General features: G+C 68.6%; 31 protein-coding genes and 1 pseudogene. 17 read left to right on the top strand and 15 right to left on the bottom strand.

What is annotated here, in order from left to right; translation table 11 throughout:
* Positions 1-45: 45 nt before the first annotated feature.
* Positions 46-1,164 carry a lipid II:glycine glycyltransferase FemX gene (locus tag OG230_RS18060; RefSeq protein ID WP_328904765.1) on the bottom strand — a complete coding sequence of 373 codons (1,119 nt, stop codon included), beginning with the start codon at positions 1,162-1,164 and terminating at the stop codon, positions 46-48.
* 130 nt (positions 1,165-1,294) lie between these two features.
* A complete protein-coding gene (locus OG230_RS18065; protein WP_328904766.1) occupies positions 1,295-1,609 on the bottom strand; it encodes a hypothetical protein in 315 nt (104 codons plus the stop codon).
* A gap of 279 nt (positions 1,610-1,888) precedes the next feature.
* Here OG230_RS18065 and rpsF point away from each other — a divergent pair, with 279 nt between their 5' ends.
* From rpsF to rplI, 4 genes are all read left to right on the top strand, one after another.
* Complete coding sequence (gene rpsF / locus OG230_RS18070; RefSeq protein ID WP_006604399.1) at positions 1,889-2,179, top strand: 30S ribosomal protein S6; 291 nt, start codon at positions 1,889-1,891, stop codon at positions 2,177-2,179.
* Positions 2,180-2,253: 74 nt separating this feature from the next.
* A complete protein-coding gene (locus OG230_RS18075; protein ID WP_328904767.1) occupies positions 2,254-2,883 on the top strand; it encodes a single-stranded DNA-binding protein in 630 nt (209 codons plus the stop codon).
* Positions 2,884-2,926: 43 nt separating this feature from the next.
* Complete coding sequence (rpsR, locus tag OG230_RS18080; RefSeq protein ID WP_003967857.1) at positions 2,927-3,163, top strand: 30S ribosomal protein S18; 237 nt, start codon at positions 2,927-2,929, stop codon at positions 3,161-3,163.
* 18 nt (positions 3,164-3,181) lie between these two features.
* Complete coding sequence (gene rplI / locus OG230_RS18085) at positions 3,182-3,628, top strand: 50S ribosomal protein L9 (protein ID WP_018553905.1); 447 nt, start codon at positions 3,182-3,184, stop codon at positions 3,626-3,628.
* 139 nt (positions 3,629-3,767) lie between these two features.
* Here rplI and OG230_RS18090 read toward each other — a convergent pair whose 3' ends face one another.
* Positions 3,768-5,105, bottom strand: a complete 1,338-nt coding sequence (locus OG230_RS18090) for an MATE family efflux transporter (RefSeq protein WP_328904768.1) — start codon at positions 5,103-5,105, stop codon at positions 3,768-3,770.
* Positions 5,106-5,564: 459 nt separating this feature from the next.
* Here OG230_RS18090 and dnaB point away from each other — a divergent pair, with 459 nt between their 5' ends.
* A complete protein-coding gene (gene dnaB / locus OG230_RS18095; RefSeq protein WP_328904769.1) occupies positions 5,565-7,040 on the top strand; it encodes a replicative DNA helicase in 1,476 nt (491 codons plus the stop codon).
* Positions 7,041-7,262: 222 nt separating this feature from the next.
* Here the strand turns inward: dnaB and OG230_RS18100 are convergent, their stop codons facing one another.
* The gene (locus OG230_RS18100) at positions 7,263-7,997 is read right to left on the bottom strand and encodes an SDR family oxidoreductase (protein ID WP_328904770.1); all 735 of its coding nucleotides are present in this window, start codon (positions 7,995-7,997) and stop codon (positions 7,263-7,265) included.
* A gap of 71 nt (positions 7,998-8,068) precedes the next feature.
* Here OG230_RS18100 and OG230_RS18105 point away from each other — a divergent pair, with 71 nt between their 5' ends.
* The 6 genes from OG230_RS18105 (at position 8,069) to OG230_RS18130 (ending at position 12,262) form a co-directional block, all read left to right on the top strand.
* Complete coding sequence (locus OG230_RS18105; protein WP_328904771.1) at positions 8,069-9,016, top strand: LysR family transcriptional regulator; 948 nt, start codon at positions 8,069-8,071, stop codon at positions 9,014-9,016.
* A gap of 131 nt (positions 9,017-9,147) precedes the next feature.
* Entirely contained in the window at positions 9,148-9,558 is a 411-nt protein-coding gene (locus tag OG230_RS18110; RefSeq protein ID WP_328904772.1) for a VOC family protein, read from the top strand.
* A 178-nt stretch (positions 9,559-9,736) separates the two neighbouring features.
* Entirely contained in the window at positions 9,737-10,201 is a 465-nt protein-coding gene (locus OG230_RS18115) for a helix-turn-helix transcriptional regulator (protein ID WP_328904773.1), read from the top strand.
* 5 nt (positions 10,202-10,206) lie between these two features.
* Entirely contained in the window at positions 10,207-10,833 is a 627-nt protein-coding gene (locus OG230_RS18120) for a glyoxalase (RefSeq protein ID WP_328904774.1), read from the top strand.
* A 133-nt stretch (positions 10,834-10,966) separates the two neighbouring features.
* Complete coding sequence (locus tag OG230_RS18125) at positions 10,967-11,422, top strand: pyridoxamine 5'-phosphate oxidase family protein (protein WP_328904775.1); 456 nt, start codon at positions 10,967-10,969, stop codon at positions 11,420-11,422.
* A gap of 249 nt (positions 11,423-11,671) precedes the next feature.
* Positions 11,672-12,262: a BLIP family beta-lactamase inhibitor gene (locus tag OG230_RS18130; protein ID WP_328904776.1), complete on the top strand. Its 591-nt coding sequence runs from the start codon at positions 11,672-11,674 to the stop codon at positions 12,260-12,262.
* A 90-nt stretch (positions 12,263-12,352) separates the two neighbouring features.
* Here OG230_RS18130 and OG230_RS18135 read toward each other — a convergent pair whose 3' ends face one another.
* The gene (locus tag OG230_RS18135) at positions 12,353-12,700 is read right to left on the bottom strand and encodes a DoxX family protein (protein ID WP_328904777.1); all 348 of its coding nucleotides are present in this window, start codon (positions 12,698-12,700) and stop codon (positions 12,353-12,355) included.
* A 159-nt stretch (positions 12,701-12,859) separates the two neighbouring features.
* Positions 12,860-13,432 carry a TetR/AcrR family transcriptional regulator gene (locus OG230_RS18140; RefSeq protein WP_328904778.1) on the bottom strand — a complete coding sequence of 191 codons (573 nt, stop codon included), beginning with the start codon at positions 13,430-13,432 and terminating at the stop codon, positions 12,860-12,862.
* Between the two features lie 154 nt (positions 13,433-13,586).
* Between OG230_RS18140 and OG230_RS18145 the strand changes: the two genes are divergently transcribed.
* Positions 13,587-14,171, top strand: a complete 585-nt coding sequence (locus tag OG230_RS18145; RefSeq protein WP_328904779.1) for a dihydrofolate reductase family protein — start codon at positions 13,587-13,589, stop codon at positions 14,169-14,171.
* A gap of 101 nt (positions 14,172-14,272) precedes the next feature.
* Positions 14,273-15,655 carry a serine hydrolase domain-containing protein gene (locus OG230_RS18150; RefSeq protein WP_328904780.1) on the top strand — a complete coding sequence of 461 codons (1,383 nt, stop codon included), beginning with the start codon at positions 14,273-14,275 and terminating at the stop codon, positions 15,653-15,655.
* 50 nt (positions 15,656-15,705) lie between these two features.
* Here OG230_RS18150 and OG230_RS18155 read toward each other — a convergent pair whose 3' ends face one another.
* The 5 genes from OG230_RS18155 to OG230_RS18175 all read right to left on the bottom strand — a co-directional run bounded on the left by OG230_RS18155 (position 15,706) and on the right by OG230_RS18175 (position 19,406).
* A complete protein-coding gene (locus tag OG230_RS18155) occupies positions 15,706-16,869 on the bottom strand; it encodes a winged helix DNA-binding domain-containing protein (RefSeq protein WP_328911435.1) in 1,164 nt (387 codons plus the stop codon).
* Between the two features lie 65 nt (positions 16,870-16,934).
* Positions 16,935-17,387, bottom strand: a complete 453-nt coding sequence (locus tag OG230_RS18160; protein WP_328904781.1) for a GNAT family N-acetyltransferase — start codon at positions 17,385-17,387, stop codon at positions 16,935-16,937.
* Between the two features lie 28 nt (positions 17,388-17,415).
* Positions 17,416-17,874 (bottom strand): MarR family winged helix-turn-helix transcriptional regulator, encoded by a 459-nt coding sequence (locus OG230_RS18165; RefSeq protein WP_328904782.1) that lies wholly within the window; start codon positions 17,872-17,874, stop codon positions 17,416-17,418.
* A gap of 123 nt (positions 17,875-17,997) precedes the next feature.
* On the bottom strand, positions 17,998-18,873 hold the full coding sequence (locus OG230_RS18170; RefSeq protein WP_328904783.1) for a GNAT family N-acetyltransferase: 876 nt from the start codon (positions 18,871-18,873) through the stop codon (positions 17,998-18,000).
* 5 nt (positions 18,874-18,878) lie between these two features.
* Entirely contained in the window at positions 18,879-19,406 is a 528-nt protein-coding gene (locus OG230_RS18175) for a DUF2269 family protein (protein ID WP_328904784.1), read from the bottom strand.
* Positions 19,407-19,717: 311 nt separating this feature from the next.
* Between OG230_RS18175 and OG230_RS18180 the strand changes: the two are divergent.
* Positions 19,718-20,869 (top strand): annotated as a pseudogene (locus OG230_RS18180) (globin domain-containing protein); the annotation flags it as partial.
* A gap of 10 nt (positions 20,870-20,879) precedes the next feature.
* Here the strand turns inward: OG230_RS18180 and OG230_RS18185 are convergent.
* From OG230_RS18185 to OG230_RS18200, 4 genes are all read right to left on the bottom strand, one after another.
* A complete protein-coding gene (locus tag OG230_RS18185) occupies positions 20,880-21,359 on the bottom strand; it encodes an NUDIX hydrolase (RefSeq protein WP_328904786.1) in 480 nt (159 codons plus the stop codon).
* 52 nt (positions 21,360-21,411) lie between these two features.
* A complete protein-coding gene (locus OG230_RS18190; RefSeq protein WP_328904787.1) occupies positions 21,412-22,308 on the bottom strand; it encodes a LysR family transcriptional regulator in 897 nt (298 codons plus the stop codon).
* A gap of 210 nt (positions 22,309-22,518) precedes the next feature.
* A complete protein-coding gene (locus OG230_RS18195) occupies positions 22,519-23,643 on the bottom strand; it encodes a cystathionine gamma-lyase (protein ID WP_328904788.1) in 1,125 nt (374 codons plus the stop codon).
* 66 nt (positions 23,644-23,709) lie between these two features.
* Entirely contained in the window at positions 23,710-24,087 is a 378-nt protein-coding gene (locus tag OG230_RS18200) for a phage holin family protein (protein WP_328904789.1), read from the bottom strand.
* 67 nt (positions 24,088-24,154) lie between these two features.
* Between OG230_RS18200 and OG230_RS18205 the strand changes: the two genes are divergently transcribed.
* The 3 genes from OG230_RS18205 (at position 24,155) to OG230_RS18215 (ending at position 25,835) form a co-directional block, all read left to right on the top strand.
* The gene (locus tag OG230_RS18205) at positions 24,155-24,472 is read left to right on the top strand and encodes a cupin domain-containing protein (protein WP_328904790.1); all 318 of its coding nucleotides are present in this window, start codon (positions 24,155-24,157) and stop codon (positions 24,470-24,472) included.
* 136 nt (positions 24,473-24,608) lie between these two features.
* Positions 24,609-24,821 (top strand): DUF5326 family protein, encoded by a 213-nt coding sequence (locus OG230_RS18210; protein WP_328904791.1) that lies wholly within the window; start codon positions 24,609-24,611, stop codon positions 24,819-24,821.
* Positions 24,822-25,061: 240 nt separating this feature from the next.
* Positions 25,062-25,835: an IclR family transcriptional regulator gene (locus OG230_RS18215; protein WP_328904792.1), complete on the top strand. Its 774-nt coding sequence runs from the start codon at positions 25,062-25,064 to the stop codon at positions 25,833-25,835.
* Positions 25,836-25,900: the final 65 nt, after the last annotated feature.

Here is a 25,900-nt window from a genome sequence, read left to right on the forward strand (position 1 = left end):
GCAGCGGTGCCGGCCGCGCCGCCGGGATCGGCGGCGCGCTACGCGTCAGCGGCGCGACATGTAGATGTCGAGTGCCTTGTGCAGCAGCTTGTTGAGCGGGAAGTCCCACTCGCCGACGTACTCGACGGCCTCGCCGCCGGTGCCGACCTTGAACTGGATGAGGCCGAAGAGGTGATCGGTCTCGTCGAGCGAGTCGCTGATGCCGCGCAGGTCGTAGACCGTCGCGCCCATCGCGTACGAGTCGCGCAGCATGCGCCACTGCATCGCGTTCGAGGGCCGGACCTCGCGCCCGATGTTGTCGGACGCGCCGTACGAGTACCAGACGTGCCCGCCGACGACGAGCATCGTCGCCGCGGACAGGTTCACCCCGTTGTGCCGCGCGAAATACAGCCGCATGCGGTTGGGGTCCTCGGAGTTGAGGACCTTCCACATGCGCTGGAAGTAGGAGAGCGGGCGCGGGCGGAAGTGGTCACGCACAGCGGTGATCTCGTACAGCCGCTGCCATTCGGCGAGGTCCTCGTAGCTGCCCTGGACGACCTCGACACCGGCCTTGTCGGCCTTCTTGATGTTGCGGCGCCACAGCTGGTTGAAGCCCTTGAGGACGTCTTCGAGCGAGCGGTTGGCCAGCGGCACCTGGAAGACGTAGCGGGGCTGCACGTCGCCGAAGCCGGCGCCGCCGTCCTCGCCCTGCTGCCAGCCCATCTTGCGCAGCCTGTCGGAGACCTCGAAGGCGCGGGGCTCGATGTGCGTGGCCTCGACGTCGCGCAGACGCTTCACATCGGGGTCCTGGATACCGGACTTGATGGCGGCCGAGTCCCAGCGCCTGATGACGACGGGCGGGCCCATCTTCACGGAGAAGGCGCCCTGCTGCTTGAGGTGGGCGAGCATCGGCTGGAGCCAGTCGTCCAGGTTCGGGGCGTACCAGTTGATGACCGGGCCCTCGGGGAGGTACGCGAGATACCGCTTGATCTTGGGCAGCTGGCGGTACAGGACCAAGCCGGCGCCGACCATCTCGCCGCTCTTGTCGAACCATCCGAGGTTCTCCGAGCGCCATTCGGTCTTCACGTCAGCCCACGCCGGGACCTGGCAGTGACTGGCCGAGGGCAGGCTCTGGATGTACGCCAGATGCTGTTCTCGGCTGATGGTCCTCAGGGTCAGGCTCATGCGGGGCGCTCCTCGGCAGGTGTGTCCCCATCGGTCAGGGGCTCCGGCTCTCGCGCCGAAGCCTACTGTGACCGAGGAGCGCCCGTTCTGGCACTACGGGACCGGGCTCGGCACCCGGGCTGGATACCCCTCAGGTGATCAGGCCGCCGAAGAGGCCCCCGTGGGACATGCCGAGGTAGAACCCAATGGCCGACGCGCCGAGCCCGACGATCAGCGGGAACCTCTCGCGTGTGGTCACCGAGACGAACTGCCCGTAGGCACCCGTAAGGATTCCGATCAGTCCGGCCCACGAGCTGATCAGGTGCAGGTTGTGGAACATCGCCGTCACGAAGGCGACGGCACCCAGCACCAGGGTCACCGCCACGAGGGCGTCCTGGAGTGGATGAGCCTTGCCGTCCGTGGCGAGAAGGGAAACCGAAGAGCGGGGTCGCATTGCGTGTGCCATGGAGAACCTCCTGGCTTGAAGGCGGCGCACTGTAGCGCCGCTCACACCCGATGTGTACAGATTGCGTCTCCTGAGCACCGGATTTCAACCGGAAGCCCCTCTGCGGGTAGTCTGGACGGTCTGCACCTGTGTCTGCCCTGAGCCGGTTCGACAGCTCCCTCTCCATGGAGGGCGTTGTCAGTGGCGGCTGTTTTACTCGGGGACACATGTGCTTACGCATCACGACCCTCCTGCCACGGAACGACCGTGGCCGCTGAGTCCAAAGGAGGTGGGTTCCACATGCGTCACTACGAGGTGATGGTCATCCTCGACCCCGATCTCGAGGAGCGCGCTGTCTCCCCGTTGATCGAGAACTTCCTCTCCGTCGTCCGTGAGGGCAACGGAAAGGTTGAGAAGGTCGACACCTGGGGCCGTCGTCGTCTCTCTTACGAGATCAAGAAGAAGCCTGAGGGCATCTACTCGGTCATCGACCTGCAGGCAGAGCCCGCAGTCGTCAAGGAGCTCGACCGACAGATGAACCTGAACGAGTCGGTCCTCCGGACCAAGGTCCTCCGCCCCGAGACCCACTGAGCTTCTAGCTCAGAGGTCATCGGGTCCGAGTAGCAGCAAGCAGCCAGAAGCAATCCCCGCCGAGAGGTTCACCCATGGCAGGCGAGACCGTCATCACGGTCGTCGGCAATCTCGTCGACGACCCCGAGCTGCGCTTCACCCCGTCCGGTGCGGCGGTCGCGAAGTTCCGTGTCGCGTCCACTCCCCGCATCTTCGACCGTCAGACCAATGAGTGGAAGGACGGTGAGGGCCTGTTCCTCACCTGCTCGGTCTGGCGTCAGGCGGCGGAGAACGTCGCGGAGTCGCTCCAGCGAGGCATGCGCGTCGTCGTGCAGGGCCGGCTGAAGCAGCGGTCCTACGAAGACCGTGAGGGCGTCAAGCGCACGGTCTACGAGCTGGACGTCGAGGAAGTCGGCCCCAGCCTGAAGAGCGCCACGGCCAAGGTCACCAAGACCACGGGTCGCGGTGGCCAGGGCCAGGGCGGCCAGGGTGGATACGGCGGTGGCCAGCAGGGCGGCGGCAACTGGGGCGGCGGTCCCGGTGCCGGCGGCCAGCAGGGCGGCGGCGGTGCTCCCGCCGACGACCCGTGGGCCACCAGCGCGCCGGCCGGCGGCCAGCAAGGCGGGGGTCAGCAGGGCGGCGGAGGCAACTGGGGCGGAAGCTCCGGTGGCTCCGGCGGATCTGCTGGTTCCGGCGGCGGCTACTCGGACGAGCCGCCCTTCTAGGGCAGCTCGTACCCCCACTTCTTGATCACACAGGAGAAACACCATGGCGAAGCCGCCTGTGCGCAAGCCTAAGAAGAAGGTCTGCGCGTTCTGCAAGGACAAGACCCAGTACGTGGACTACAAGGACACGAACATGCTGCGGAAGTTCATTTCCGACCGTGGCAAGATCCGTGCCCGCCGCGTCACCGGCAACTGCACGCAGCACCAGCGTGACGTCGCCACGGCTGTCAAGAACAGCCGTGAGATGGCGCTGCTGCCCTACACGTCCACCGCGCGATAAGGGAAGGGTGACCGAATCATGAAGATCATCCTCACCCACGAGGTCTCCGGCCTCGGTGCTGCAGGCGACGTCGTTGACGTCAAGGACGGGTACGCCCGTAACTACCTGGTTCCGCGTGGCTTTGCCATCCGCTGGACCAAGGGTGGCGAGAAGGACGTGGCGCAGATCCGCCGCGCCCGCAAGATCCACGAGATCGCGACGATCGAGCAGGCCAACGAGATCAAGGCCAAGCTCGAGGCCGTCAAGGTTCGTCTGGCTGTTCGCTCCGGCGACGCCGGCCGTCTCTTCGGCTCCGTCACCCCGGCCGACATCGCTTCGGCGATCAAGGCTGCCGGTGGTCCGGACGTCGACAAGCGTCGCGTTGAGCTCGGCTCGGCGATCAAGACGCTCGGCGGACACCAGGTGTCCGTGCGTCTGCACCCCGAGGTCGCTGCGAAGCTCGGCATCGAGGTCGTTGCTGCCTAAGGGCACAGCTCATCAGAGCTAGGTGAAGGGCCGCACCCCACGGGTGCGGCCCTTCGTCGTTCCCGGATTTCTTGCGGATGGGTCTGTTTCACGTGAAACAGACCCGTCGGCCGTTGCTCGGCCTCGTCGCGGAGGTCCCTCAGCGGGTCGCGCCGGTGACGATCCACCGTCCCGAGCGGGCGCGCAGCCAGAGCGTCACCAGCCGGACGGTCATCATCAAGGTCATCGCCCACCAGAGAGCCGTGAGGCCACCGCCGAACGTGGGGACCAGGAGAGCGACCGGAGCGAACACGGCGAGGGTCAACAGCATCGCCCAGGCGAGATAGCGGCCGTCCCCGGCTCCCATCAGAACGCCGTCCAGGACGAAGACCACTCCGGCGATCGGTTGCGAGAGCGCCACCACGAGCAGGGCGGGGAGCAGTGTGTCCTGTACGGACTCGTCGCTGGTGAAGAGTGGGATGAACAGGGGCCGCGCGACCACGATCAGTACGCCGAGCACCACGCCGGACATGATTCCCCACTGGACCATGCGGCGGCATGCCTCGCGTGCGCCCTTGGCGTCGTTCGCGCCGAGATAGCGCCCGATGATGGCCTGTCCCGCGATGGCGATGGCGTCGAGGGCGAAGGCCGTGAGGCTCCACAGCGAAAGGATGATCTGGTGGGCGGCGATGTCCGTGTCGCCGAGACGGGCCGCGACGGCGGTGGCGATCATCAGGACTGAGCGCAGCGACAGCGTACGGACCAGCAGGGGCACACCCGCTTGTGCGCTGGCTCTGATGCCTGCGGCGTCCGGGCGCAGGGAAGCTCCGTGGCGCCTGGCGCCGCGTACGACCACGACGAGATAGGCGGCGGCCATGCCGACCTGGGCGATCACGGTTCCCCAGGCGGATCCGGCGATGCCGAGGCCAGCGCCGTAGACGAGTACCGCGTTGAGCACGCCGTTGGCGGCGAAACCGCCGATGGCGACATAGAGCGGCGTCCTGGTGTCCTGGAGGCCGCGCAGTACACCCGTCGCCGCGAGGACGACCAGCATGGCGGGGATGCCGAGGCTGGAGATGCGCAGATACGTGGTCGCGTAGGGAGCCGCGGTATCGGAGGCGCCGAACACGTCCACGAGCCAGGGTGCCGAAGGGAGCGCGACGGCGACGACGGCGGCCCCGAGCAGCAGCGCCAGCCAGATCCCGTCCATGCCCTGGCGGATCGCGGACGGCAGGTCCCCCGCGCCGACCCGGCGGGCCACGGCCGCCGTGGTGGCGTACGCGAGGAAGACGAAGACACTCACGGAGGTCATGAGCAAGGCTGCGGCGACGCCCAGACCGGCCAGCTGGGGCGTCCCGAGGTGGCCGACGATGGCGCTGTCGACCATCACGAAAAGGGGCTCGGCGACGAGTGCGCCGAAGGCGGGAACGGCGAGGGCGATGATCTCGCGGTCGTGCCGTCGGCGGCTGAGAGCGGTCGTCGCGGGGGCCTTGGTCATGGGGGCCAATCTAATCTTCCACAGGTAAGAGATGCAATGCCGCTGCACTCCTTACTTTCGTCACCGTCCGGAGTTCGGCTGTGCACCGTTTGCCGTGATCTTGATCTGAGGGCAAAAGAATTTCTCCCCCACAAGCGGTGGATGGAGAAACGCCAGGTCAGGGCGCTGGTGCGTGGGGCGGTATGAGTTTGTCCACAGTGCTGTCCCCCGCTCCGTGCACAGGTTCCGAGGAGTTCTCCACAGCATCTGGCCCGTCGTCCACATGCCCTGTGGATAACCAGATTGGCTGACGGTGCTGAGCGGCCTACCGTGGTCCGGCGCCCGCACTCCGTCATGGCCTTGGAAACCTGCAGAACTCTTCGTGCCGGAACCGGAGTCGGGCGTCTTGTTTGTCGGTGCCGTGCCGTAAGAAAGAGTGGCACGGCTAGGTCCGCGAAGCGGACGGGAGGAGGTGGCCGGGTGAGTATCCCCGAGCCTTTGGACGACCCCTGGGCCGACACCGGTCCCAGCGACCGTCTGCCCGTCTCCCGTAAGCGACGCGGTGACGGCAAGGGACGCGACGATCAGCACGACCGGGGTCGCGAGGACAGCTGGGACGGTGGCTCGCCCGGCTTCGAGCGCGTACCTCCGCAGGATCTCGACGCCGAGCAGTCGGTGCTGGGCGGCATGCTGCTGTCCAAGGACGCCATCGCCGACGTCGTGGAGATCATCAAGGGCCACGACTTCTACCGTCCGGCCCACGAGACCGTCTACACGGCGATCCTCGACCTCTACGCCAAGGGCGAGCCGGCCGACCCGATCACCGTGGCGGCCGAGCTGGTCAAGCGCGGCGAGATCACCAAGGTCGGCGGGGCCCCGTATCTGCACACCCTCGTCCAGTCCGTCCCGACCGCGGCGAACGCCTCGTACTACGCGGAGATCGTCCACGAGCGGGCCGTGCTGCGGCGCCTCGTCGAGGCCGGCACGAAGATCACGCAGATGGGATACGCGGCGGACGGGGACGTCGACGAGATCGTCAACTCCGCCCAGGCCGAGATCTACGCCGTCACCGAGCAGCGCACCAGCGAGGACTACCTGCCGCTCGGCGACATCATGGAGGGCGCTCTCGACGAGATCGAGGCGATCGGCTCGCGAAGCGGCGAGATGACCGGTGTGCCCACCGGCTTCACCGACCTCGACGCCCTCACGAACGGCCTGCACCCCGGCCAGATGATCGTCATCGCGGCCCGTCCCGCCATGGGTAAGTCCACGCTCGCCCTGGACTTCGCGCGCGCGTGCTCGATCAAGAGCAACCTGCCGAGCGTGATCTTCTCCCTGGAAATGGGCCGGAACGAGATCGCGATGCGACTCCTGTCGGCCGAGGCCCGGGTGGCGCTCCACCACATGCGCTCCGGCACGATGACGGACGAGGACTGGACACGCCTGGCCCGCCGGATGCCGGACGTCTCGGCCGCCCCGCTCTACATCGACGACTCGCCGAACCTCTCCATGATGGAGATCCGGGCGAAATGCAGGCGCCTCAAGCAGCGCAACGACCTCAAGCTCGTGGTCATCGACTATCTGCAGCTGATGCAGTCCGGTGGTTCCAAGCGGGCCGAGAGCCGCCAGCAGGAAGTCTCGGACATGTCCCGAAACCTCAAGCTGCTCGCCAAGGAGCTGGAGCTCCCGGTGATCGCGCTCTCCCAGCTGAACCGTGGCCCCGAGCAGCGTACGGACAAGAAGCCGATGGTCTCCGACCTGCGTGAATCGGGTTCCATCGAGCAGGACGCCGACATGGTGATCCTGCTGCACCGTGAGGACGCGTACGAGAAGGAGTCACCGCGCGCGGGCGAGGCGGACCTGATCGTGGCCAAGCACCGTAACGGTCCGACGGCGACGATCACGGTGGCCTTCCAGGGCCACTACTCGCGCTTCGTGGACATGGCACAGACCTGAGTCCGTGCCTGTAGGTTCTCGGGACACCGAGGTGAGAATCACAAGGGGTAGCAGCACTGCTCAGGCACGTACTGGTCGGCGACCGTGCCCGCCTTGGCCTGTGCGCCCACCAACTACCAGTAAAGCCCGTGGGGATGGGCGCCGCGCAAGAGGCCAGTGATCGTCACTGCGGAGGTTGAAACACCTCCGTCAGGCTTCGGGCGGAGACGGCGCTGCATGGTCTCACCAGGGAATCGGCCCGTCCTCGGCCAGAAAGGCGCCCGTCGGGCCGTCCTCGCCCACAGTCGCCAGGTCGACCGCGACGGCCGCGCCCTCCTCCGCCGTGCGTATCCCGGTGTGGCGGTTGAGGTCGGTCGCGCAGTAGCCGGGACTCACCGCGTTGACCAGGATCCCTTCGGCGCGCAGTTCATTGGCGTAGAGCACGGTGATCGCGTTCAGCGCGGTCTTCGAGGTGCAGTAAGGGAGGAGAACCGAGGAGTAGGCGGACCACGGGCTGCCCGGGTCGGCGAGGTGGGTGAGGGAGCCGAGTTCGCTGGACATGTTGACGATGCGTGCGGCGGCGGCGCGGCGTAGCAGGGGGAGCATGGCGTGGGTCACCGCGATGACGCCGAACACGTTGGTCTCGTAGACCTGCCGGACGGTGACGGCGGGGGTTTCACTCGGTTTTTGCGGTCCGGCGGCGATCGCGGCGTTGTTGACGAGGATGTCGAGGCGGCCGAACGTGGCGTCGATGTGCTTGGCGGCGGCCTGGACCGAGATCTCGTCGGTGACGTCCAGCGGTACGAACCGTACGTCGGCGCCGTCGGCGCGAAGCTCCTCGGCCGCCGCCTCGCCACGCTCGGCGTTGCGGGCGGCGATCAGCACGGTGATTCCGAGGGCTGCGAGCCTGCGCGCCGTTTCCTTGCCAATGCCCTTGTTCGCACCGGTGATCAGAGCAGTCTTCTGCGAAGTCGTCATGGCACCCAGCCTCCCCGCACCCCCGGGCGGCAGGGAAAGACCAGAAAACTCTGGATCTATAGTCCGCAGATATGAGTGAGCTAGAGGTGCGGGAGCTGAGGTACTTCATCGCGGTCGCCGAGGAACTGAACTTCAGCCGGGCCGCGCAACGCCTGGGGATGGCGCAGCCCCCGCTGTCGAAGGCGATCGCTCAGATGGAGTCCCGGCTCGGTGTACGCCTGCTGGAGCGCACCACCCGGCAGGTGAGGCTGACCACCGCCGGTCAGGTGCTGCTCGACCAGGCCCGGATCGCGGTCGACGCGGTGCACGCGGCGGCCCGGCGTGCACGCCGGGCCGGTCAGCCGACACCCCAACTCGTCGTGGCGGTCAAGCCGGGAGGCGATGCCGGGCTGCTGCGGGAGATCCTCGCCGCCTACCGGGGAACGGGTTCGCATCTGCCGCCGCCCGAAGTCGTCGTCGGCGGCAGCGGAGAGCCGATCGCCATGCTGCGGGACGGCCGTGCCGATGTAGCGCTGCTGCGCAGCCCGTTCGACGGGCAAGGGCTGGATTCCCAGACGCTCGTGGTCGAGCCGCGACTGGCCGTCCTCCCCGCCGCGCACCGCCTGGCCGGACGCCGGCGACTGCGGCTGACCGACCTCAAGGGCGAACCGATCCCACGCTGGAAAGGGGCCGCCCCCTCCACCACCGCCTACTACACAGGATGCGACGGAGCGGAAGCAGGCGATGGCCAGACGGGCTTGGCGCCGGCCGACACTCCTGAGGGGCCGCTCGTGGCCAGCGTCGAGCAACTCCTGGAGGTGGTCGGACTGGGCCAGGCAGTGGCGTTCCTGTCACTCTCCACCACCAAGCGGCACCAGCGCCCTGACATCGCATACCGGCCGGTCACCGGCCTCAGCCCCAGCGCGGTCATGGTCGCCTGGCCGGAGACCTCGCGATCCGCGGCCGTCGCCGCCTTCGTCCGAGCCGCCCACGACGTCGCCGCCCACCACCCCGACCACCTGACCGCACTGGCCTACTGACCGGGGCCACTCACCCCTCGCCATGACGATCACCGCAGGACCAATTTCAGACAACGACCAGCGCGAAGAAAGGCCGGACAGGTCAGGAATCGAGAAGCGCGGGCCCGGGAGCCGTGCCTAGCATGATCGTCATGGACATCACCATTCATACGAGCTTCCTCCCGCACGACGACCCGGACGCGTCCCTGGTCTTCTACCGCGACGTCCTCGGCTTCGAGGTCCGCAGCGATGTCGGGCAGGGCAAGATGCGCTGGATCACGGTCGGCCCCGTCGGCCAGCCCGGTACGTCCATCCTCCTTGCGCCGCCGGCCGCCGATCCCGGGGTCACCGAGGACGAGCGCCGCACCATCGCCGAGATGATGGCCAAGGGCACGTACGGCTGGATCCTGCTGGCCACCCGGGACCTCGACGGCACCTTCGAGAAGGTGCAGGCCGGTGACACGGAGGTGGTCCAGGAGCCGACCGAGCAGCCGTACGGCATCCGCGACTGTGCCTTCCGCGATCCCGCGGGCAACCTCATCCGCATCCAGGAAGTTCGCTGAGCCCTCCGGCGCACCATCGCGGTGGTGCCGCGATGCCCGGATGCCGCCGAGCAGGTGCTCGGCCCTCTCGTACCGGCCTGTCGACTACCGGCAGGCCGGTTGTTGCCATGGAGCACCTCGCCGGCTGCCTCACGCGGATGCCGGGTGCTCGCGGACATCGATGTGGAGGAGTTCTCTCATGTGTCATCCCTCGTGGGGACGCGCACGCGCCGCGGCTCAGCGTCTGAGCGACTTCGCGCGGCTGCGCCGCGTCCGGGATCGGATAGACCGGGAGTACGCGCAGCCGCTGGACGTCGAGGCGCTCGCCCGCGGTGCCGGCATGTCCGCCGGGCACCTCAGCCGCGAGTTCAGGCTGGCGTACGGGGAGTCGCCGTACGCGTACCTGATGACGCGTCGCATAGAGCGTGCGACAGCGCTGCTGCGCCGTGGCGACCTCGGCGTCACCGAGGTCTGCTCCGAGGTCGGCTGCTCGTCGCTGGGTACCTTCAGCACCCGCTTCACCGAGCTCGTCGGGGTGCCGCCGGCCGCTTACCGGTGCGGCGCGACAGGGGCTGTGGCGGGGATGCCGGCGTGCGTGGCGAGACAGGCGGCGAGACCGGTCAGGAATCAAGAAGCACCGGCCCCGGAGCCACAACTAGCGTGATGGTCATGGAATTCATCGAATCCGTCACTCTCGACGTGGCCGACCCCACGGCCGCCCACCACTTCTACAGCACCGCCTTCGGACTGGACGCGCAGATCCGTCTGCGCGCCTCGGAGGCGCCCACCACCGGCTTCCGGGGCTTCACGATGGCGCTCACGGTGTCCCAGCCGGCCGACGTCGACAGCCTGGTCGACGCCGCCGTCGCCGCGGGCGCCACGCCGCTGAAGCCCGCCGCGAAGTCGCTCTGGGGTTACGGCGGTGTCGTGCAGGCCCCGGACGGGACGATCTGGAAGGTCGCGACCTCCGCGAAGAAGGACACCGGTCCCGCCACCCGCCGGATCGACGAGATCGTGCTCCTGCTGGGAGTCGCGGACGTGATCGCGAGCAAGCGGTTCTACGTTGGCCAGGGGCTCGCCGTGGGGAAGAGCTTCGGCCGCGTGTACGTCGAGTTCGCCGCCGGGTCGAGTCCCGTCAAGCTGGCGCTGTACCGGCGCCGCGCCCTGGCCAAGGACGTCGGCGTCTCTCCCGACGGCACCGGCTCCCACCGCCTCATGATCGGCGGCGGTGCCGGGTCCTTCACCGACCCGGACGGGTTCGACTGGGAGGCCGTGTCGCCGGCCCGCACGGCCTGATGTCCGCTGTCCCACCCGCCCGGTTCGCAGCGGCCACGAGTCCGCGAAGCTGTTGGCCGCTGTGAACCGGCCGACGCCCGAAGGAGCCCGCCCACTTGGGGCCGGGCTCTCCGCGAAGTGATCTGGAGGAACCATGACAGGCGCGCCGCCGCGTGGACGTGAGGAGAGGCTGCGGGACACCCGCGCGAGACTGGAGAGCGACATCGATCTCTGGGTCGCGACGGCGGGTTCGGAGTCCGGCGTCCACCTCGTTCCGCTCTCGTACCTCTGGGACGGGACAGCGTTCCTCGTATCGACGCCGCGCTCCTCCGTCACCGGCCGCAATCTGCTCGCGGACCCCCGCGTACGACTCAGCCTCGGGCCGACCCGTGACGTGGTCGTCGTCGACGGCGCGGCGGAGCCGGTGGACATCGCCGGGCTCGCCCCCGGCACGGGCGACGCGTTCGCCGCCAAGACCGGTTTCGACCCGAGCGGGCTCGACGAGCCGTACCAGTACTTCCTGATCCGGCCGAGGCGTATCCAGGCATGGCGTGAGGCGAACGAGCTGCGGGGACGCGACCTCATGCGCGACGGCCGCTGGCTCGGCTGACCGCCGTACCGGAGGCGAAGGGCTACCGGATACCGAGCAGAGAGACCGGTGAGAGACCCGGCTCCGAGGATGAACCGGATTCAGGGTGGCCGCCCCGTCCGAACCCGTGCGCCGAACCAGGCCCCGACCGAGGGCCGGGGGCCGGCTGCCTGCCCGTGAGGGGCGCGGCGGTGACGTCGTGGTGTTCCCTCTCACCGGGGCCGGCAGTCCCGGGTTCCCGGGACTGCGTCCTTCCGACAGGAGCTGCACATGCGCTTCCTCCGTCTCGCCGCCTCCGCCACCCTCGCCGCAGCCCTGGTGGGTTCCGCCGCGGCGACCTCATCGGCGGCCAAGCCCCCGCCGAACGACAACTACCTCACCGACACCAAGTACGACGCCGTCTCCCTCGGCATGACCCAGCAGCAGGTCGAGGACTTGATCGGTCCGCAGCCCTCCTGTTCGGGCACTCCCGAGGGCCTGATGTGCTGGACGGCGAACCAATTCGTCGACCAGACCGCGACGTTCACTTTCAACGCCGACGACAGGCTGTACAAGAAGGAGAAGAGCTTCCCCTTCGCCTACGGCTGGTACACCTACGACCTGCCCCGGACCATGACGAAGGCTCAGTACGAGGAGCAGTTCGCGGTGGGCGACACCCTGGCCGAGGTCAACGCGATCATCGCGGGCACCGCCTGCACCGACATCTCGGTCGAGCACCCCAACTATCCGTCCTCCAGCGGGTGGAAGACCCTGATCGAGTGCACCGGGACCATCGATGAGTCGTATCCGACGATCGACTTCTTCTTCACCGACGGCCGGCTGACGGAGAAGACCTACTCCTCCCGCGACGACATGCGCTGACCCGGACGTACGCCTCGCCGGCCTCCGTCGGCCGTGCCCGCGGCGCCACGCCGCCGCTCCGCGGTCCGTGGCGCCGTGGCGGTTGCGGTGTCAGGCGGCGAAGCCCAGGGCCAGGGCGCCGACCACCGGGGCCATGTACACCAGCGGGAAAGGGACATGGGCGTACGAACGGGCCCGGATCACGGTGATGACGGCGCCGGTGAAGTACAGCACCAGGCCGAAGCCGGCCAGAACGCCGACAGCCGGTACGAGCAGGCCGGCCAGGAGGCCCAGCGCCCCTGCGGCCTTTGCCGTGCCGAGCCAGGGCCACCACGACCGGGGAACGCCGTAATCGGCCAGCGGCTCCACGACCCACGCGGCGCGGCGGAAGACCGAGACGGCGGAGAATCCGGCCATCACGGCGGCCAGGACAGTGACGACGACGTATGTGGTGGACATCAGGAGTGCTCCCATCGGGGGGCCGGGCGTTCCGGCCGGTTCGGGTCCGTCACTTCCATGACCCGGCGGGACGGGAGAATGTGACCGGTGGGCGGCATCCATGTGTGACCGGTGGTTGGCACCATGTCCGAGCACCCCCGATGGGCGGGCGATGTGGTGTCAGCGGGGGACGATCTGGTTGACCACGGTCTCCACCAGAGCGTCGAGCTCGATGTCGGGCAGGGCCCCGGGCAGTGTGAAGTGCTCCAGGAGCACGCCGGTCATGGCCAGGTAGAGCACGAGGAACGTGTCGTCGTCGCCCGGCAGGCCCGCGTTCCGGTGGAATTCGGCGTTCCCGTCGAACTCCGCGCGCACCGCCCGTGTCAGCTGGACGCGGAGAGCGGGCCGGCGCGTGGCCTCCAGGCGCAGTTCGAGCATGGCCAGGTAGCCGGTGCGGTCGTCCGTCATGCGCTGGACCAGCCATCGCATCAGGGAAGTGACCAGCTCGCGTGAGGGAGCGGGGCGCAGTGCCTCTTCGACCATGGCCGGGTCCGGCGTCATGCGGCTGTTGATACGCGCGCCCGCCTGCATGAACAGGTCGTCCCGGCTGGCGAAGTAGTTGGAGGACGTGCCCACGGGTACACCCGCCCGGGCATCCACGGCGCGGAAGGTGAGTCCGCGGGCTCCTTCGTCCGCCAGCACCTCGATGGCGGCGTCGGTGAGCGCTGTCCTGCGTTCCGGATTCCTGGCCATGGGCCTCTCCCGTCGGGTTCGCCCCTCCGACAAAGGGGCTTGCTTAACCACTACATGTGAAGCACTATAGATGACGTGGTTGCGGCGCGGGGACACGGCGCCGCGACGACGGACGTGATCATTGGCCACTTGGCCTACGGGGAACGGGGACTACATGCGCAAGCTCACCTACTTCATCGCCTGCTCGATCGACGGTTTCATCGGGGACCCGAGTGGCGACGCAGCATCGATGTACCCCTTCGTCGACGAGGAGCTCCTCGCCTTCCTCAAGGCGGAGTATCCGGAGACCGTCCCGGCCGCGGGCCGGGAGGCTCTGGGGTTCCACGACGCGAAGCACCAGCACTTCGACACGGTGATCCAGGGGCGCGCCAGCTACCAGCTGGCTCTGGACACCGGCATCACCAGCCCGTACGCCCACCTCCGCGAGCTCGTCGCCTCCAGCACGCTGAAGGAATCACCGGACGCGCATGTGGAGCTGGTCTCCGGGGACCTGGTCGGGCGCATCCGGGAGCTCAAGGCGGAGAGCGGTGACCTGGGGATCTGGCTCTGCGGTGGATCCACGCTGGCGGGCGAGCTGATCGACGAGGTCGACGAGCTCGTGATCAAGACCTATCCGCTGGTGTACGGCTCCGGCATGCCGATGTTCGGCTCGGACTTCAGCCCCACCGAATTCACCCTCGACGACGTGCGTACCTTCGGCAACGGTGTGCTGGTCAGGACGTACACCCGCAAGCGCTGAGTCGCCGGCCGGCGGGTCCCTGCGGTGCCGGGGCGGATGCCCACTTCAGCGCCCCGCGAAAACGGCTCGCCAGGCGGCTTCCGCCCGGGTAGTCCTTGACCATGACTTCCCCCAATGAAGAGTTGCTCCCGAATACGCGACGTGCCCTGCTGCACCGCATCGCGACGGCTCAGTCCGAAGGCCGTACGCCCTCGTTCGTCGCGGCGGTGCAGCGGGAGGGCCGGACCGTCTGGGACGGGGCGCGCAGCTGTGTCGAGGGCCATGCCCCCGATACGGATACGCAGTTCAGAATCGGCTCCCTCACCAAGACGTTCACCGCCGTCCTGGTGCTCCGGCTGAGGGACGAGGGTCTGTTGGATCTGGACGACGCCCTGGAGAAGCACCTTCCCGGTACGGGCGTGGGCGACGTGACCGTCTTCCAGCTTCTCGGGCACAGCGCGGGCCTGGCCGCCGAGTCGCCCGCTCCCTGGTGGGAGAGGACGCCCGGGACCGTCCGTCCCGGGCTTGCCGACGTCCTCGGCGACCAGCCGCAGACACAGCCGGCAGGCCGGGGCCATCACTACTCCAACCCCGGCTACACCCTGCTTGGCGCGCTCGTCGAAGCGGTACGAGGGGCCTCCTGGGAAGAGGTGCTGCGCCGGGAGATCCTGGAACCGCTGGGGATGCACCGTACGAGTGCGCAGCCGGTGGCGCCGCACGCAGGCGGCTGGGCCGTGCACCCCTGGGCGGACGTCATGCTTCCCGAACCGACCGAGGACCTCGGCCTGATGGCTCCGGCCGGCCAGCTCTGGTCGACGGCGGCCGACCTCCTCCGCTTCGCGGCGTTCCTGGCCGAGGGGGACGAGAGGGTCCTCGGCGAAGCGTCCGTGCGGGAGATGCGGGTGCCGGCGGCCTTGCCCCCTGCAGGAGAGTGGGACGGTGCCTACGGCCTCGGTCTGCAGGTCGTGCGCAGGGACGGCCGGACGCTCGTCGGTCACACGGGTTCGCTGCCGGGATTCCTGGCCGCGCTGTGGTTCTGCGTGGAGGACGGCCTTGCCGCCGTCGCGCTCACCAATGCCACGTCCGGGCCGCCCACGGCCACCGTTGCCGCCGATCTCGTGCAGATCGTCGCCGATGCGGAGCCCCGCATCCCGGCGCCGTGGCGTCCGCTGCCCGAAGTCGACACGGAACTACTGGCGCTGACCGGTCCCTGGTACTGGGGAACCCATGCCTACGTCCTGAAGCTGGTCGCCGACCGTGGCGTGGAGCTCCTGCCCCTGCGCAACGGTGGCCGCAGTGCCCGCTTCCTGGCCCGGCCGGACGGTACATGGACGGGCCTCGACGGGTACTACGCGGGGGAGACCCTCCGTGTCGTGCGGAACGGCGACGGCGCGGTGGACCACCTCGACCTGGGTTCCTTCGTCTTCACGCGTGAACCGTACGACCCGGGTACGGCCATCCCCGGTGGCGTGGACGCCGAGGGCTGGCGAGGACTCGCGCCCTGAGTCCCCCAGCGGCTCGTTTCACGTGAAACACCAGAACGGCGCGCCCTCGTTCAGGCTGTCAGTTCGCGCTCCAGCGGGGTGTGGAAGCGCGGCGTGATGCGGCTCTCGCCCACCCACTCCGCCAGCCGGGACGCCTCCGCCTCGATCGCGGTCGAGGCGTCCCGGCCGACGTCGGAGAGCAGGCGCCAGACGAGCTCTCCGTCGGCGCGCTGGGCCCAGCCGCCGACGATGCTGCCGTTCCACCAGACCGTGGGGCCGGCGTTGCCCGATCGGTCGAACAGCGCGGCGCGATGCCCGGACGGAAGATGGAAGCCCCGGTCCGCCCAGCCCATCGCGCTCGGATCGAGAGCCGGCAGCAGTGCGGCCCAGGGCTCCAGCGCGGGTTCGGGGGAGCTGTCGCCCGGTGCGACCCAACCGCTTGTGCCGTCGTCGAGCCGCACTTCCTCGGCCCCGGCTGCCACCAGTGCCTTGCGGGCCTGGCCGAGGCTCCAGCCGGTCCACCACTTGAGGTCGGCTTCGGTCGCGGGGCCGTACGAACGGAGCCAGCGCACGGCCAGTTCGGTCTGCGCCTCGGCCGTGGCACGTGTGGGCCATGGGTCCGATGCCGTCCAGCGGAACTGACTGGACGTCCAGGAGCCCCGTGGCCTGTCGCGGCGGATGTGTCCTTCGGCGGCCATGATGCGGATGATCCGGGAGGCGACGCCCTGGACCGTCTCGTACTTCTTGCCGGGGAAAACGGTGATCTTCGTCCGGAGGGCCGGTACCGCGGCGGAGAGTTCGCTGCCGGTCGCCCGGCCACGCGCCGCCAGCGCGGTGAGGGTCTCTCGCTCGGCCTCGGCGAGCCAGTTCTCGTCCAACCCGTGGCCGTCCTCCTCGAAGTGCTTGAGGAGCGTGCGACGTTCCTTTGCTGCCACGGCCCGTGCGTTCGACGCGTCCACCCAGGGGGCGAGTTCCCTGGACACGGTGAAGAGCGTGTTGCGCATGGACAGCAGTCGGACCAGCGAGACGTCCTCGTAGAGAGCCTGTTCCACTGGCTCGACGCCGGCCTTCGACAGCCGTGCGCACGCGGAGAGGAAGACGGTGGCGGCGTCGGTGGCGTGCAGGGCGACGACGGCATCGGCCACCGCCACCACGGAGTCGGCACGCGCCGACGGGGCGAGTCGATGGCGCCGTCCGAGTCTGATGCGGCGCTGTTCGTCCGTGATGTGCTGCAACACATGCCCTCCGGGTCTGCCGATCCTGGTCCCGCTTCGGTTCTCTCGGATGTGCGGCGCCGGGTTCAGAGCGTGAGCTTGAACCCGACGTGGCTGGCGGTGAAGCCGAGGCGCTCGTAGAAGCGTCGCGCGTCGGTGCGCGTGGCGTCGGACGTCAGCTGGACCAACTGGCACTCCTGGCGGCGGGATTCGTCCACGGCCCACTGGATCATCTGCGTGCCGAGTCCACTGCTGCGTTCGTCGGCGTGAATGCGGACGCCCTCGATGATCGAGCGTGTCGAGCCGCGCCGGGACAGACCGGGGATGATCGACAGCTGGAGTGTCCCGACGACGCGTTCCTCGCGCACCGCGACGACGAGGTGCTGGTTGGGATCATCGGCAAGCCGCTGGAAAGCGGCGTTGTACGGGGTGAGGTCGTCCGGCGACTCACGCTGTGCGCCCAGCGGATCGTCGGCCAGCATGGCCACGACGGCGGGAAGGTCGGAGAGCGCGGCAGGGCGTATCGCAAGATCGTTCATGCTCGGCAGAATACGCAGCTCGCAAGGGCTATGCGGGAACCTTCAGCTCTTCCACAGCGGTGACCAGCGGGGCCAGCTCGGGGTTACGCGCGGCCTCGTCGAGTGCGGCCCGAAGCGCGGTGTCATTGGTCGGCCGGGCCTCGGCGAGCAGGGCGAGTCCGGCGTCGGTGACGTCGGTGTAGATGCCACGGCGGTCCGTGTCGCAGAGGTACCGGGTCAGCAGTCCTCGGTCCTCGAGGCGGGTGACCAGTCGGGTGGTGGCGCTCTGGCTCAGTACGACGGCGTCGGCGACCTGCTTCATCTGGAGGTGACCACCGGGGCCGCTGTGCTGCCTGCTCAGGACGTCGAGCAGCGAATACTCTCGGACGCTGAGGTCATGACCCGCCTGCAGGGCGCGCTCGATATGGGACTCGATCTTCCCGTGGAGCAGGGAGAGGGCGCACCAGCCCTGGGAGAGGGCAGTCAGGGCGGGGTCTGTGGCTGTCATGGTCTCTCCTCCGTGTGGAGCCTCGTCCCTCCAGGATAGGGCACGCCTGCAATAGTCCGCGTCTGCAATTAGTCGGCCCTGCCGCGTGGCCGACGGGGCCCGGGGTCCCGCCATCGGCTCCCTTCAGCCCGTCGCGACGGTCAGGGGAGCGAACCGGCGGGTCCAGTCACCCGGCAGTTCCGGGCTGCGCGAGGTCATGATCGCCCTGTCGAAGCTCTGCTCCAGGCCACGCTCGCCCAGCCAGCCGAGCAGTTCGCGGTGGCGTGCGTCGATATCGGTGCTCAGAGGGCGGTCCGTCGTCGCGGCGAGCGAGGTGACGAGGGCCTGTGCCGTGGCGGTGTCCCGGGCGATCAGTGGGCCGAGGGTGTGGATGGTCCCGCTCGGCCAGAGCGCCGCGTACCCGACGAGTTCGCCACCGTCCTCCGCGACCAGGAGCCGGTCGGAGAAGGCCGGCAGCCGCGTGATGATGTGGGTCCGGTCGGCGCCGAACGCATCGGTGTCCAGGCGGATGATGCCGTGGAGATCGTCGGCCGTGGCCGGGCGGGTGGTCACCGAGGTGCCACCGGGGGACTCGCCGTCGTTCCGGAAGTGGCCGGTGACACGGGTGGACCACCCCGCCAGGATGAAGCCGAGCTGCTCGTAGAGCGGCTGGCCCTGCGGGGTGGCGGACAGCGAGAGCGGAGTATCCCCCGCCGTCTCCATCACGAATCGCATCAACCGCCGGGCCACTCCCTGCCGCGCATACCGCTCGGCGACGAGCACCACGCCGATGGCGGCCAGGTCCGTTCCGTACGACGTCAGCACACAGGCGGCGGCCAGACCCTTGCCCTCGGGGTCGTCGATGCCGTAGCCCGTCCCCGCGGACAGGAGCAGGCCCCACCGGTGCTCGTCGCGCGGCCACGCGCGGTCCTCACTCAGGTCGGCGCAGGGGACCAGGTCTCCCCGGTTGAGGCGCCGGATGGGCAGTTCGGCGAGGGGGCGAGGCAGTGGGCTGTGCATAGGGCTCAGGCTGTCCGACGCAGTGATCGTTCGTCCACCGCTTTAGCGGATCTGGCCGAGACACGCAGGCGCCGCCCCCGCCGGGTCAGCCCCCAGGGCTTGAGCACCGAGACGGCCGTGACGAACAGATAGGTGGCGGTGGCCACCGCGGGGCCGACCACCAGATCGACGTCGATGACGCCTCCCGCCGCCGCCTCGTTGATCCCGGGGCGCAGCGAGAAGATCGACAGGGCGGTGGTGACCAGGGTGATCCAGAACTTCGCCCAGACCCAGCGGTGCCTGGCCAGCCCCCACGGGGTGCCGAGCGCCAGCACCAGACCGGTGAGGAGCGACAGGAGGGCCACCGGCACGACCAGCCAGTCGCCGAAGATCTTCATGGCGCGAGTGGCGGCCTGGGCGGTGGCGGTGTCGTCCGTGAGCACGGCGGCGAGGCCGAGCGTCAGCAGGCCGATGGTGAGGCCCAGCCAGCTCACGGAGACGGCGACATGCGCGACGAGAAGACTTCTTCGGGCGGGTCGTTTGAGTGGTTTCACGTGAAACACGCTGTCAAGCGTGGGGCGATCGGTCGTCTGACGGCGGGAGTATCCGCGTGTACTGGCCTGGGCGTACGAGGCTGCCGCGGAGTGCCGCGCCCATAGCGCCACGAGGCAGGAGGTGCGTAGGGGAACACGCGCTCTGATACCCGGACTTCCCAGTATTTGTCCGATGCGTGGCGAGTTGCTGGCACACTGCGACAAGGAGAGCCGCACGCAGGGGACGCGTGGGGTGTGGGCACGTCACGACCATTTGATGCTTGAGGCGAGGCACTTCTATGGACGTTCCGGTCACCACACCGGCCGATATCTCAGATTCCACGGCTCCGTCCGCGTCAGCCGATGTGACCCTGATCCACCGCACGCTCGCGGAGGTGGGCCCGGTGGCGGACCACGCCACCTCCTACTTCTACGCGTTGCTGTTCATCCGGCAGCCGGATCTGCGCGCCCTGTTCCCGCCGGCGATGGACACACAGCGGGACCGCCTCTTCCGGGCGCTCCTCGCGGCAGCCGACCGGATCGACGACCCGGAAGCGCTCACCGAGTACCTCGAAGGGCTCGGCCGCGGTCACCGTAAGTACGGCACGCGCCCCACCCACTATCCGGCGTTCGGGGAGGCGCTGCTCGGCGCGCTGGCCCGCTACGCGCCGACCACCTGGAACGGTGAGGCGGAAGCGGCCTGGGTGCGGGCCTACACCAGGATCTCGCAGATCATGATCGACGCGGCGGCGGACGACGAGGGGAAGGCCCCGGCGCTCTGGCAGGCGGAGGTGGTCTCCCATGAGCTCAGAACCCCCCACATCGCGGTCCTCACCGTCCGCCCCGACCAGGCGTACCCCTTCGTGGCCGGGCAGTACACGACTCTGGAGACCCCTTGGTGGCCGCATGTCTGGCGGCACTACTCCTTCGCCTCGGCGCCGCGACGCGACGGGCTGCTCTCGTTCCACGTCAAGGCGGTGCCCGCGGGCTGGGTCTCCAGCGCTCTGGTGCACCGCGCCCGCCCCGGCGACATTCTGCGGTTAGGAGCCCCGGCGGGTTCGATGACGGTCGATCACACCACCCACAACGGTCTTCTCTGCCTCGGTGGCGGCACGGGCATCGCGCCCATCAGGGCTCTGGTCGAGGATGTCGCCGAACACGGTGACCGGCGGCCCGTCGACGTCTTCTACGGCGCTCGCACGGACGGTGACCTCTACGACCTCGACACGATGATGCGTCTCCAGCAGACCTACTCGTGGCTCACCGTCCACCCCGTGGTGAGTGGAGGGCCCGGGAACGGCGCGGAGGGCCGGCTGCCCGACGCCGTACGGGAACGGGGGCCCTGGAAGGGGTACGAGGCATACCTGTCCGGCCCCCCTGGCATGATCCGCAGCAGCGTGGACGTACTCCGGGGCATCGGAATGCCGGCCGAGCGCATACGGCACGACGCCCTCGACGAACTGTCCGTGCCCACGCCCGGCTGATGGCGCCGTTTCAGCCCAGATCGGATGCGTGCATCGCCCGGACGCCCTCGATATTGCCGTCCAGGTAGTGCCGCAGCGACAGCGGTACGAGATGGACCGCGGCGATTCCGATCCGGCTGAAGGGCACCCGTACGATCTCGTACTCCCCACAGGGATCGTCGATCTCCGGTCCGTGCCGTCGTGAGAGGTCCATCGACTCCAGTCGGCAGACGAAGAAGTGCTGAACCTTGACGCCCTTCACTCCACCGCCCGCGATGTGTTCCACGGTGTCGACGAAGCAGGGCACGACATCGGTGATCTTGGCGCCGAGTTCTTCGTCGATCTCGCGGTGCAGGGCGTCGACGACGGTGTCGTCCTCCGGTTCGACCCCGCCACCCGGCGTGAGCCAGTACGGATCCACCCCCGGCTTGGTCCGCTTGATGAGGATGAGGTCGTCGCCGTCGAGCAGGATGGCGCGTGCGGTGCGCTTGACCACAGGTCGTTCGGTCATGGCAAGAGAGTGGCCCGTGGAAGGCGATCTGAAACTCTCCGGCGCCCACAGGTCACCAGTCGACGGCAGCGCGCACCAGCCACTCGTGAGCCCGCGCGATGTGCGGCAGCGCGAGTGTGCCGGTGCGCGCTGCGAGGAAGTACGTACGCAGCGGGGGCACCGGAGGGTCGAGCAGCGCCACGACCTCCCCCCGTTCCAGCGCCCGCTCGCACAGATAACGCGGCAGCACGGCGAGACCGGCACCCGCCGCCGCGCACTCCAGGACCGCCCGCAGATCCGGAGTGATCACGGTCGCGGACGCCGCCGGCCGGCTGTCGAAGACGGCGGCCCAGTAGCGGGAGACGAAGGGCAGGCTCTCGTGGACCTCGACCACCGGCAGCTGTTCCAGCACCACCGGTCCTCCGTGGCGCAGTGTCCCGGGCCCCAGACGGCCGGCCCAGCGCGGCGCAGCCACCAGCACGTGCTCCTCGTCGCAGAGGGTCGTCGAGGTGAGCAGCCCGCCGCGCGGCCGTGCCGTCGTGATGGCCAGGTCGTGATGGCCGGCGGCCAGCCCCTCCATCGTCTCCTCGGCGTTGGCGCTGAACGAACTGCGCAGCGCGAGCCCCTGCGAGAGCAGCGGGGTGAGTGCGGGCAGGGCGCGTACGGAGGTGAACTCCGGGGGCCCTGCCAGGTGGAGGGTGCGTATCCCCGTCTCCTCGTCGAGCCCGGCCTCGGCGATTTCGACGAGCGCGTCCAGATGGGGAGCGGCCCGGTGCGCCAGCTCGTCGCCGATGCTGGTCGGGGTGACACCACGGGCCCGGCGCAGGAAGAGGGGGCGGCCGAGCTGCCGCTCCAGAGTCCGTATCTGTGAGGTGACGGCGGGCTGCGACAGCCCCAGCAGGGCGGCGGCCCGGGTGAACGACCCCGCACGGTGCACGGTGACGAAGGTGCGCAGCAGAGCCAGGTCCATGCCCCGCCTCCTCCCACGCTCACGACGCTTCGGACCCGGACAACTATAAATATGTCGATAGGTCTCTGCCGCTACTGTGATTGGACACTGACGCAGAGTCAACTAGCCTTGTGCACGCGGTTCTTCGCGCGTGGAACCGGGGCGGTCCGAGCCACGAGGGGGGAGGCTCGGACCGCCTTCATCCGTAGAGACCCCTGCTGAGCAGGGTGTTTACCGGGATGCCTCGTCGAGCGCGCGTTCCACGTCGGCGAGCAGGTCCTCGGGGTCCTCGGCCCCGACCGAGAACCGGATGAAGCCCTCAGGAACGGCGTCGCCGCCCCAGCGGGCCCGGCGCTCCGCGGTGGAACGCACGCCGCCGAAGCTCGTCGCGTCGTCGACCAGCCGCAGCCCGGAGAGGAAGCGTTCCGCCGTCTCCTGGTCGGCCAGTACGAACGACACCACCGAGCCGAAGCGCTTCATCTGCCGCACGGCGGCCGGGTACGAAGGGTCGCTCGGCAGCCCGGGGTAGCGCAGGCCGCTCACATCGGTGCGCTTGGCCAGCGTCTCGGCGAGCGTGAGCGCGGTCGCGCACTGCCGGTCGATCCGCAGCTGGAGCGTGGCCAGCGAACGGTGCGCGAGCCATGCCTCCATCGGCCCCGGAATCGCCCCGACGACCTTGCGCCAGCGCCGGACACCTGCCGTCAGCTGAGGATCGCGGCAGGTCACGTGGCCGAGCAGGATGTCGCCGTGCCCCGTCATTCCCTTGGTGTCGCTGGCCACCGAGAAGTCGGCGCCCAGCTCCAGCGGGCGCTGGCCGATGGGTGTGGCCAGTGTGTTGTCGACGGCGACCAGGGCGCCCGCCAGGTGCGCGGCCTCCACGAGCCTGCGCACGTCACAGACGTCGAGGCCGGGGTTGGACGGCGTCTCGATCCACAGCAGCTTGGCTCCTTCCAGAGCGGCCAGCTGCGCGTCGCCGGCGGTCGGCGCGGTCCGCACCTCGACGCCGTACGCCTCCAGCTGCTCACGGACCAGCGGCAGCGCCTGGTATCCGTCGTCCGGCAGTACCACCGTGTCGCCCGTGCGCGTCTGCGACAGCAGTACGGCGGTGACCGCCGCCATTCCTGAGGCGAACACCGTCGTCTCGACCGGCTCCCCGGGCGCTTCCAGCTCGCTGATCGCCCGTTCCAGATGCGTCCACGTCGGGTTGGTCTCCCGGCCGTAGGTGTACGGGCCGACCGGTTCGCCGGACAGATGGAAGTGCGCGGCGAAAACCGGTCCGGGAAGAGTGGGTTCGTACTGCGCGGGTTCGGGCAGCCCGGCCCGTACCGCCCGTGTCCCGTCGCCCATGGTGCTCATGCTGCTCCCTCGCTTCTCTCCCCGGTTCGCCACCGGTCCGGTCTGCACTGTTTCAGAAGGCCCGGATCAGTCCTCGTCGGGGAGTACGACGTTCAGTGCCCAGGAGACGACGGAGATGATCAGGCCACCGACGACGGCGGTCCAGAAGCCGTCGACATGGAAGCTCAGATTGAACAGGTCGGCCAGCCACGAGGTGAGCATCAGCATCAGGGCGTTGACCACCAGAGTGATCAACCCCAGCGTCAGGATGAACAGCGGGAGCGTCAGCAGCTTCACCACCGGCTTGACGACGAAGTTCACCAGCCCGAAGAGAAGGGCGACCACTATCAGCGTGAGCACCTTGTTCCAGGTGTCGTCGCCGGTGAGCGTGATGTCGTTGAGCAGCCAGATGGCTACGGCCAGCGCACCTGCGTTGGCGATCGTCTTGACTACGAAATTCTTCATGTGTCTGATCGTGGCAGACATGATCGATGGCCGATACCGGCTGTATGGAACAAGGGGCGGACAGGCGATGAAGGCATTCAGGCTGGACGAACTGGAGGCGGAGCGGGCCGCCAACGACGGTGCCTATCTCCAGTTCGTGCGGGAACGCAACATGTCCGTCGGCCTGTACGCCCTGGACGCCGGCCAGCTCGACCCGCAGCAGCCGCACGCCCAGGACGAGGTCTACTTCGTCGTGAGCGGCCGTGCGGCGATCACGGTCGGCATGGAGACGACCCAGGTGGGCAGGGGCAGCGTCGTGTACGTACCGGCCGGAGTGGCCCACAAGTTCCACCACATCACCGAGGACCTGCGGGTGATGGTCGTCTTCTCTCCGCCGGAGAGCTGAGCCGGGCAGGCCCTAGGTCGGACACTCCCTAGGGGATCGTTCAGGGGAGTTCAAGGGATCCGGAGCGTCCGCCGGCCACCCCCGCGCCTCTAGCATCGAAGCAGGAACCCAAGGAGACGAGGTAAGGACGATGGCCGTGCAGGAGATATTCGCGGGGATGCCCTGGTGGGTGAAGTGGGTCGCGGTGCCCGTCATCGCGATCGTCGTGTTCGGCAGCCTGATCGCCAGCGTGGTGGGCTTCGTCATCGGCCTGCTGTTCAAGGTGCTGGTCTTCGCCGTTCTGGTCGGTGGTCTGGTCTTCGTCGTACGGAAGTTCCTGTCCTCGTCCTCCTCGGGTCGTGACTGGTAGTGACGGGCGTCCGGGGCGATTAGGCCAGCTGAGCTAAGTCCCGGACGAAAAGGCATGCCGGGCGTACGGTGCCGATACAGTGGCGTATCGCTGCCGCCACCTGGGAAGTAACCGTCCGTTACCGCCTTGACCAGTGGTTTGTTATGTCAGTCCGGTCTCCGGACCCCAGGTTTGTGGCAGTCCGTGGGGGCGGCCCCCACGGGAGGGCTGACTGCCCGTCACCATGCCTGGGGGTGACCTGTGACCACAGCAACGAATACCGCCGCTGTGCCGACCCTGATCGGCTCGGTTCAGCGGGCATTGAGACTGCTGGAGGCTGTGGGCACCCATCGCGACGGGGCGCCCGCCAAGCAACTCGCACGGGAAGCTGGGCTTCAGCTTCCGACCGCGTACCACCTGCTCCGCACCCTGACCCATGAGGGATATCTGCGCCGGGAGAACGGCGTCTTCCTCTTCGGGGAGGCCGCCGAGCGGCTGATGGACGGTGGTGCGGTGCAGAACCGACGCACCGTCATGGCCGATTCGCTGGAGCGATGGCGCGGCACCATCGGTGTGCCGGTGTACTGCGCCGTCTACCGCGAGGGTGAGATCGAACTCGTCGCGGTCGCGGACACTCCGTCCAATCCCGCCGTCGACGAATGGGCCTCGTTCGCCGAGACCGGCCATGCCCACGCGATCGGCCAGTGCCTGCTGAGGCAGCTCGACGAGGCTGCCCGCGGGGATCATCTCGACCGCCATCCGGTGCGGCCCCTGACTCGTCACTCTGTGCGAGATCGACAGGCGCTTCTTGATCGATTGCGATCGACCGAACGCATAGAGCCTGTCATCGAACGACAGGAATATGCCCTGGGAACGATCTGCGCGGCCATCCCGATCACTGTGGGTACCACCATCGCCACGATGGCCATTTCGATGCCCCTTGATCAGCAGGATCGGTTGCTCCCCGCAGTCGAGCAGCTACGGAATGAGGTTGCAGACCTCTTGCGCTCGCTCGTGTTCTCTATCAGTATCTGAAAAATCACTCCTTGTGATCTGCTATCGCGTGCACCACGATGGCGTCAATAGGGCCACGGGGGATC

Origin of the sequence: Streptomyces sp. NBC_00234 (genome assembly GCF_036195325.1) — a bacterium.
Classification (GTDB): Bacteria; Actinomycetota; Actinomycetes; order Streptomycetales; family Streptomycetaceae; genus Streptomyces.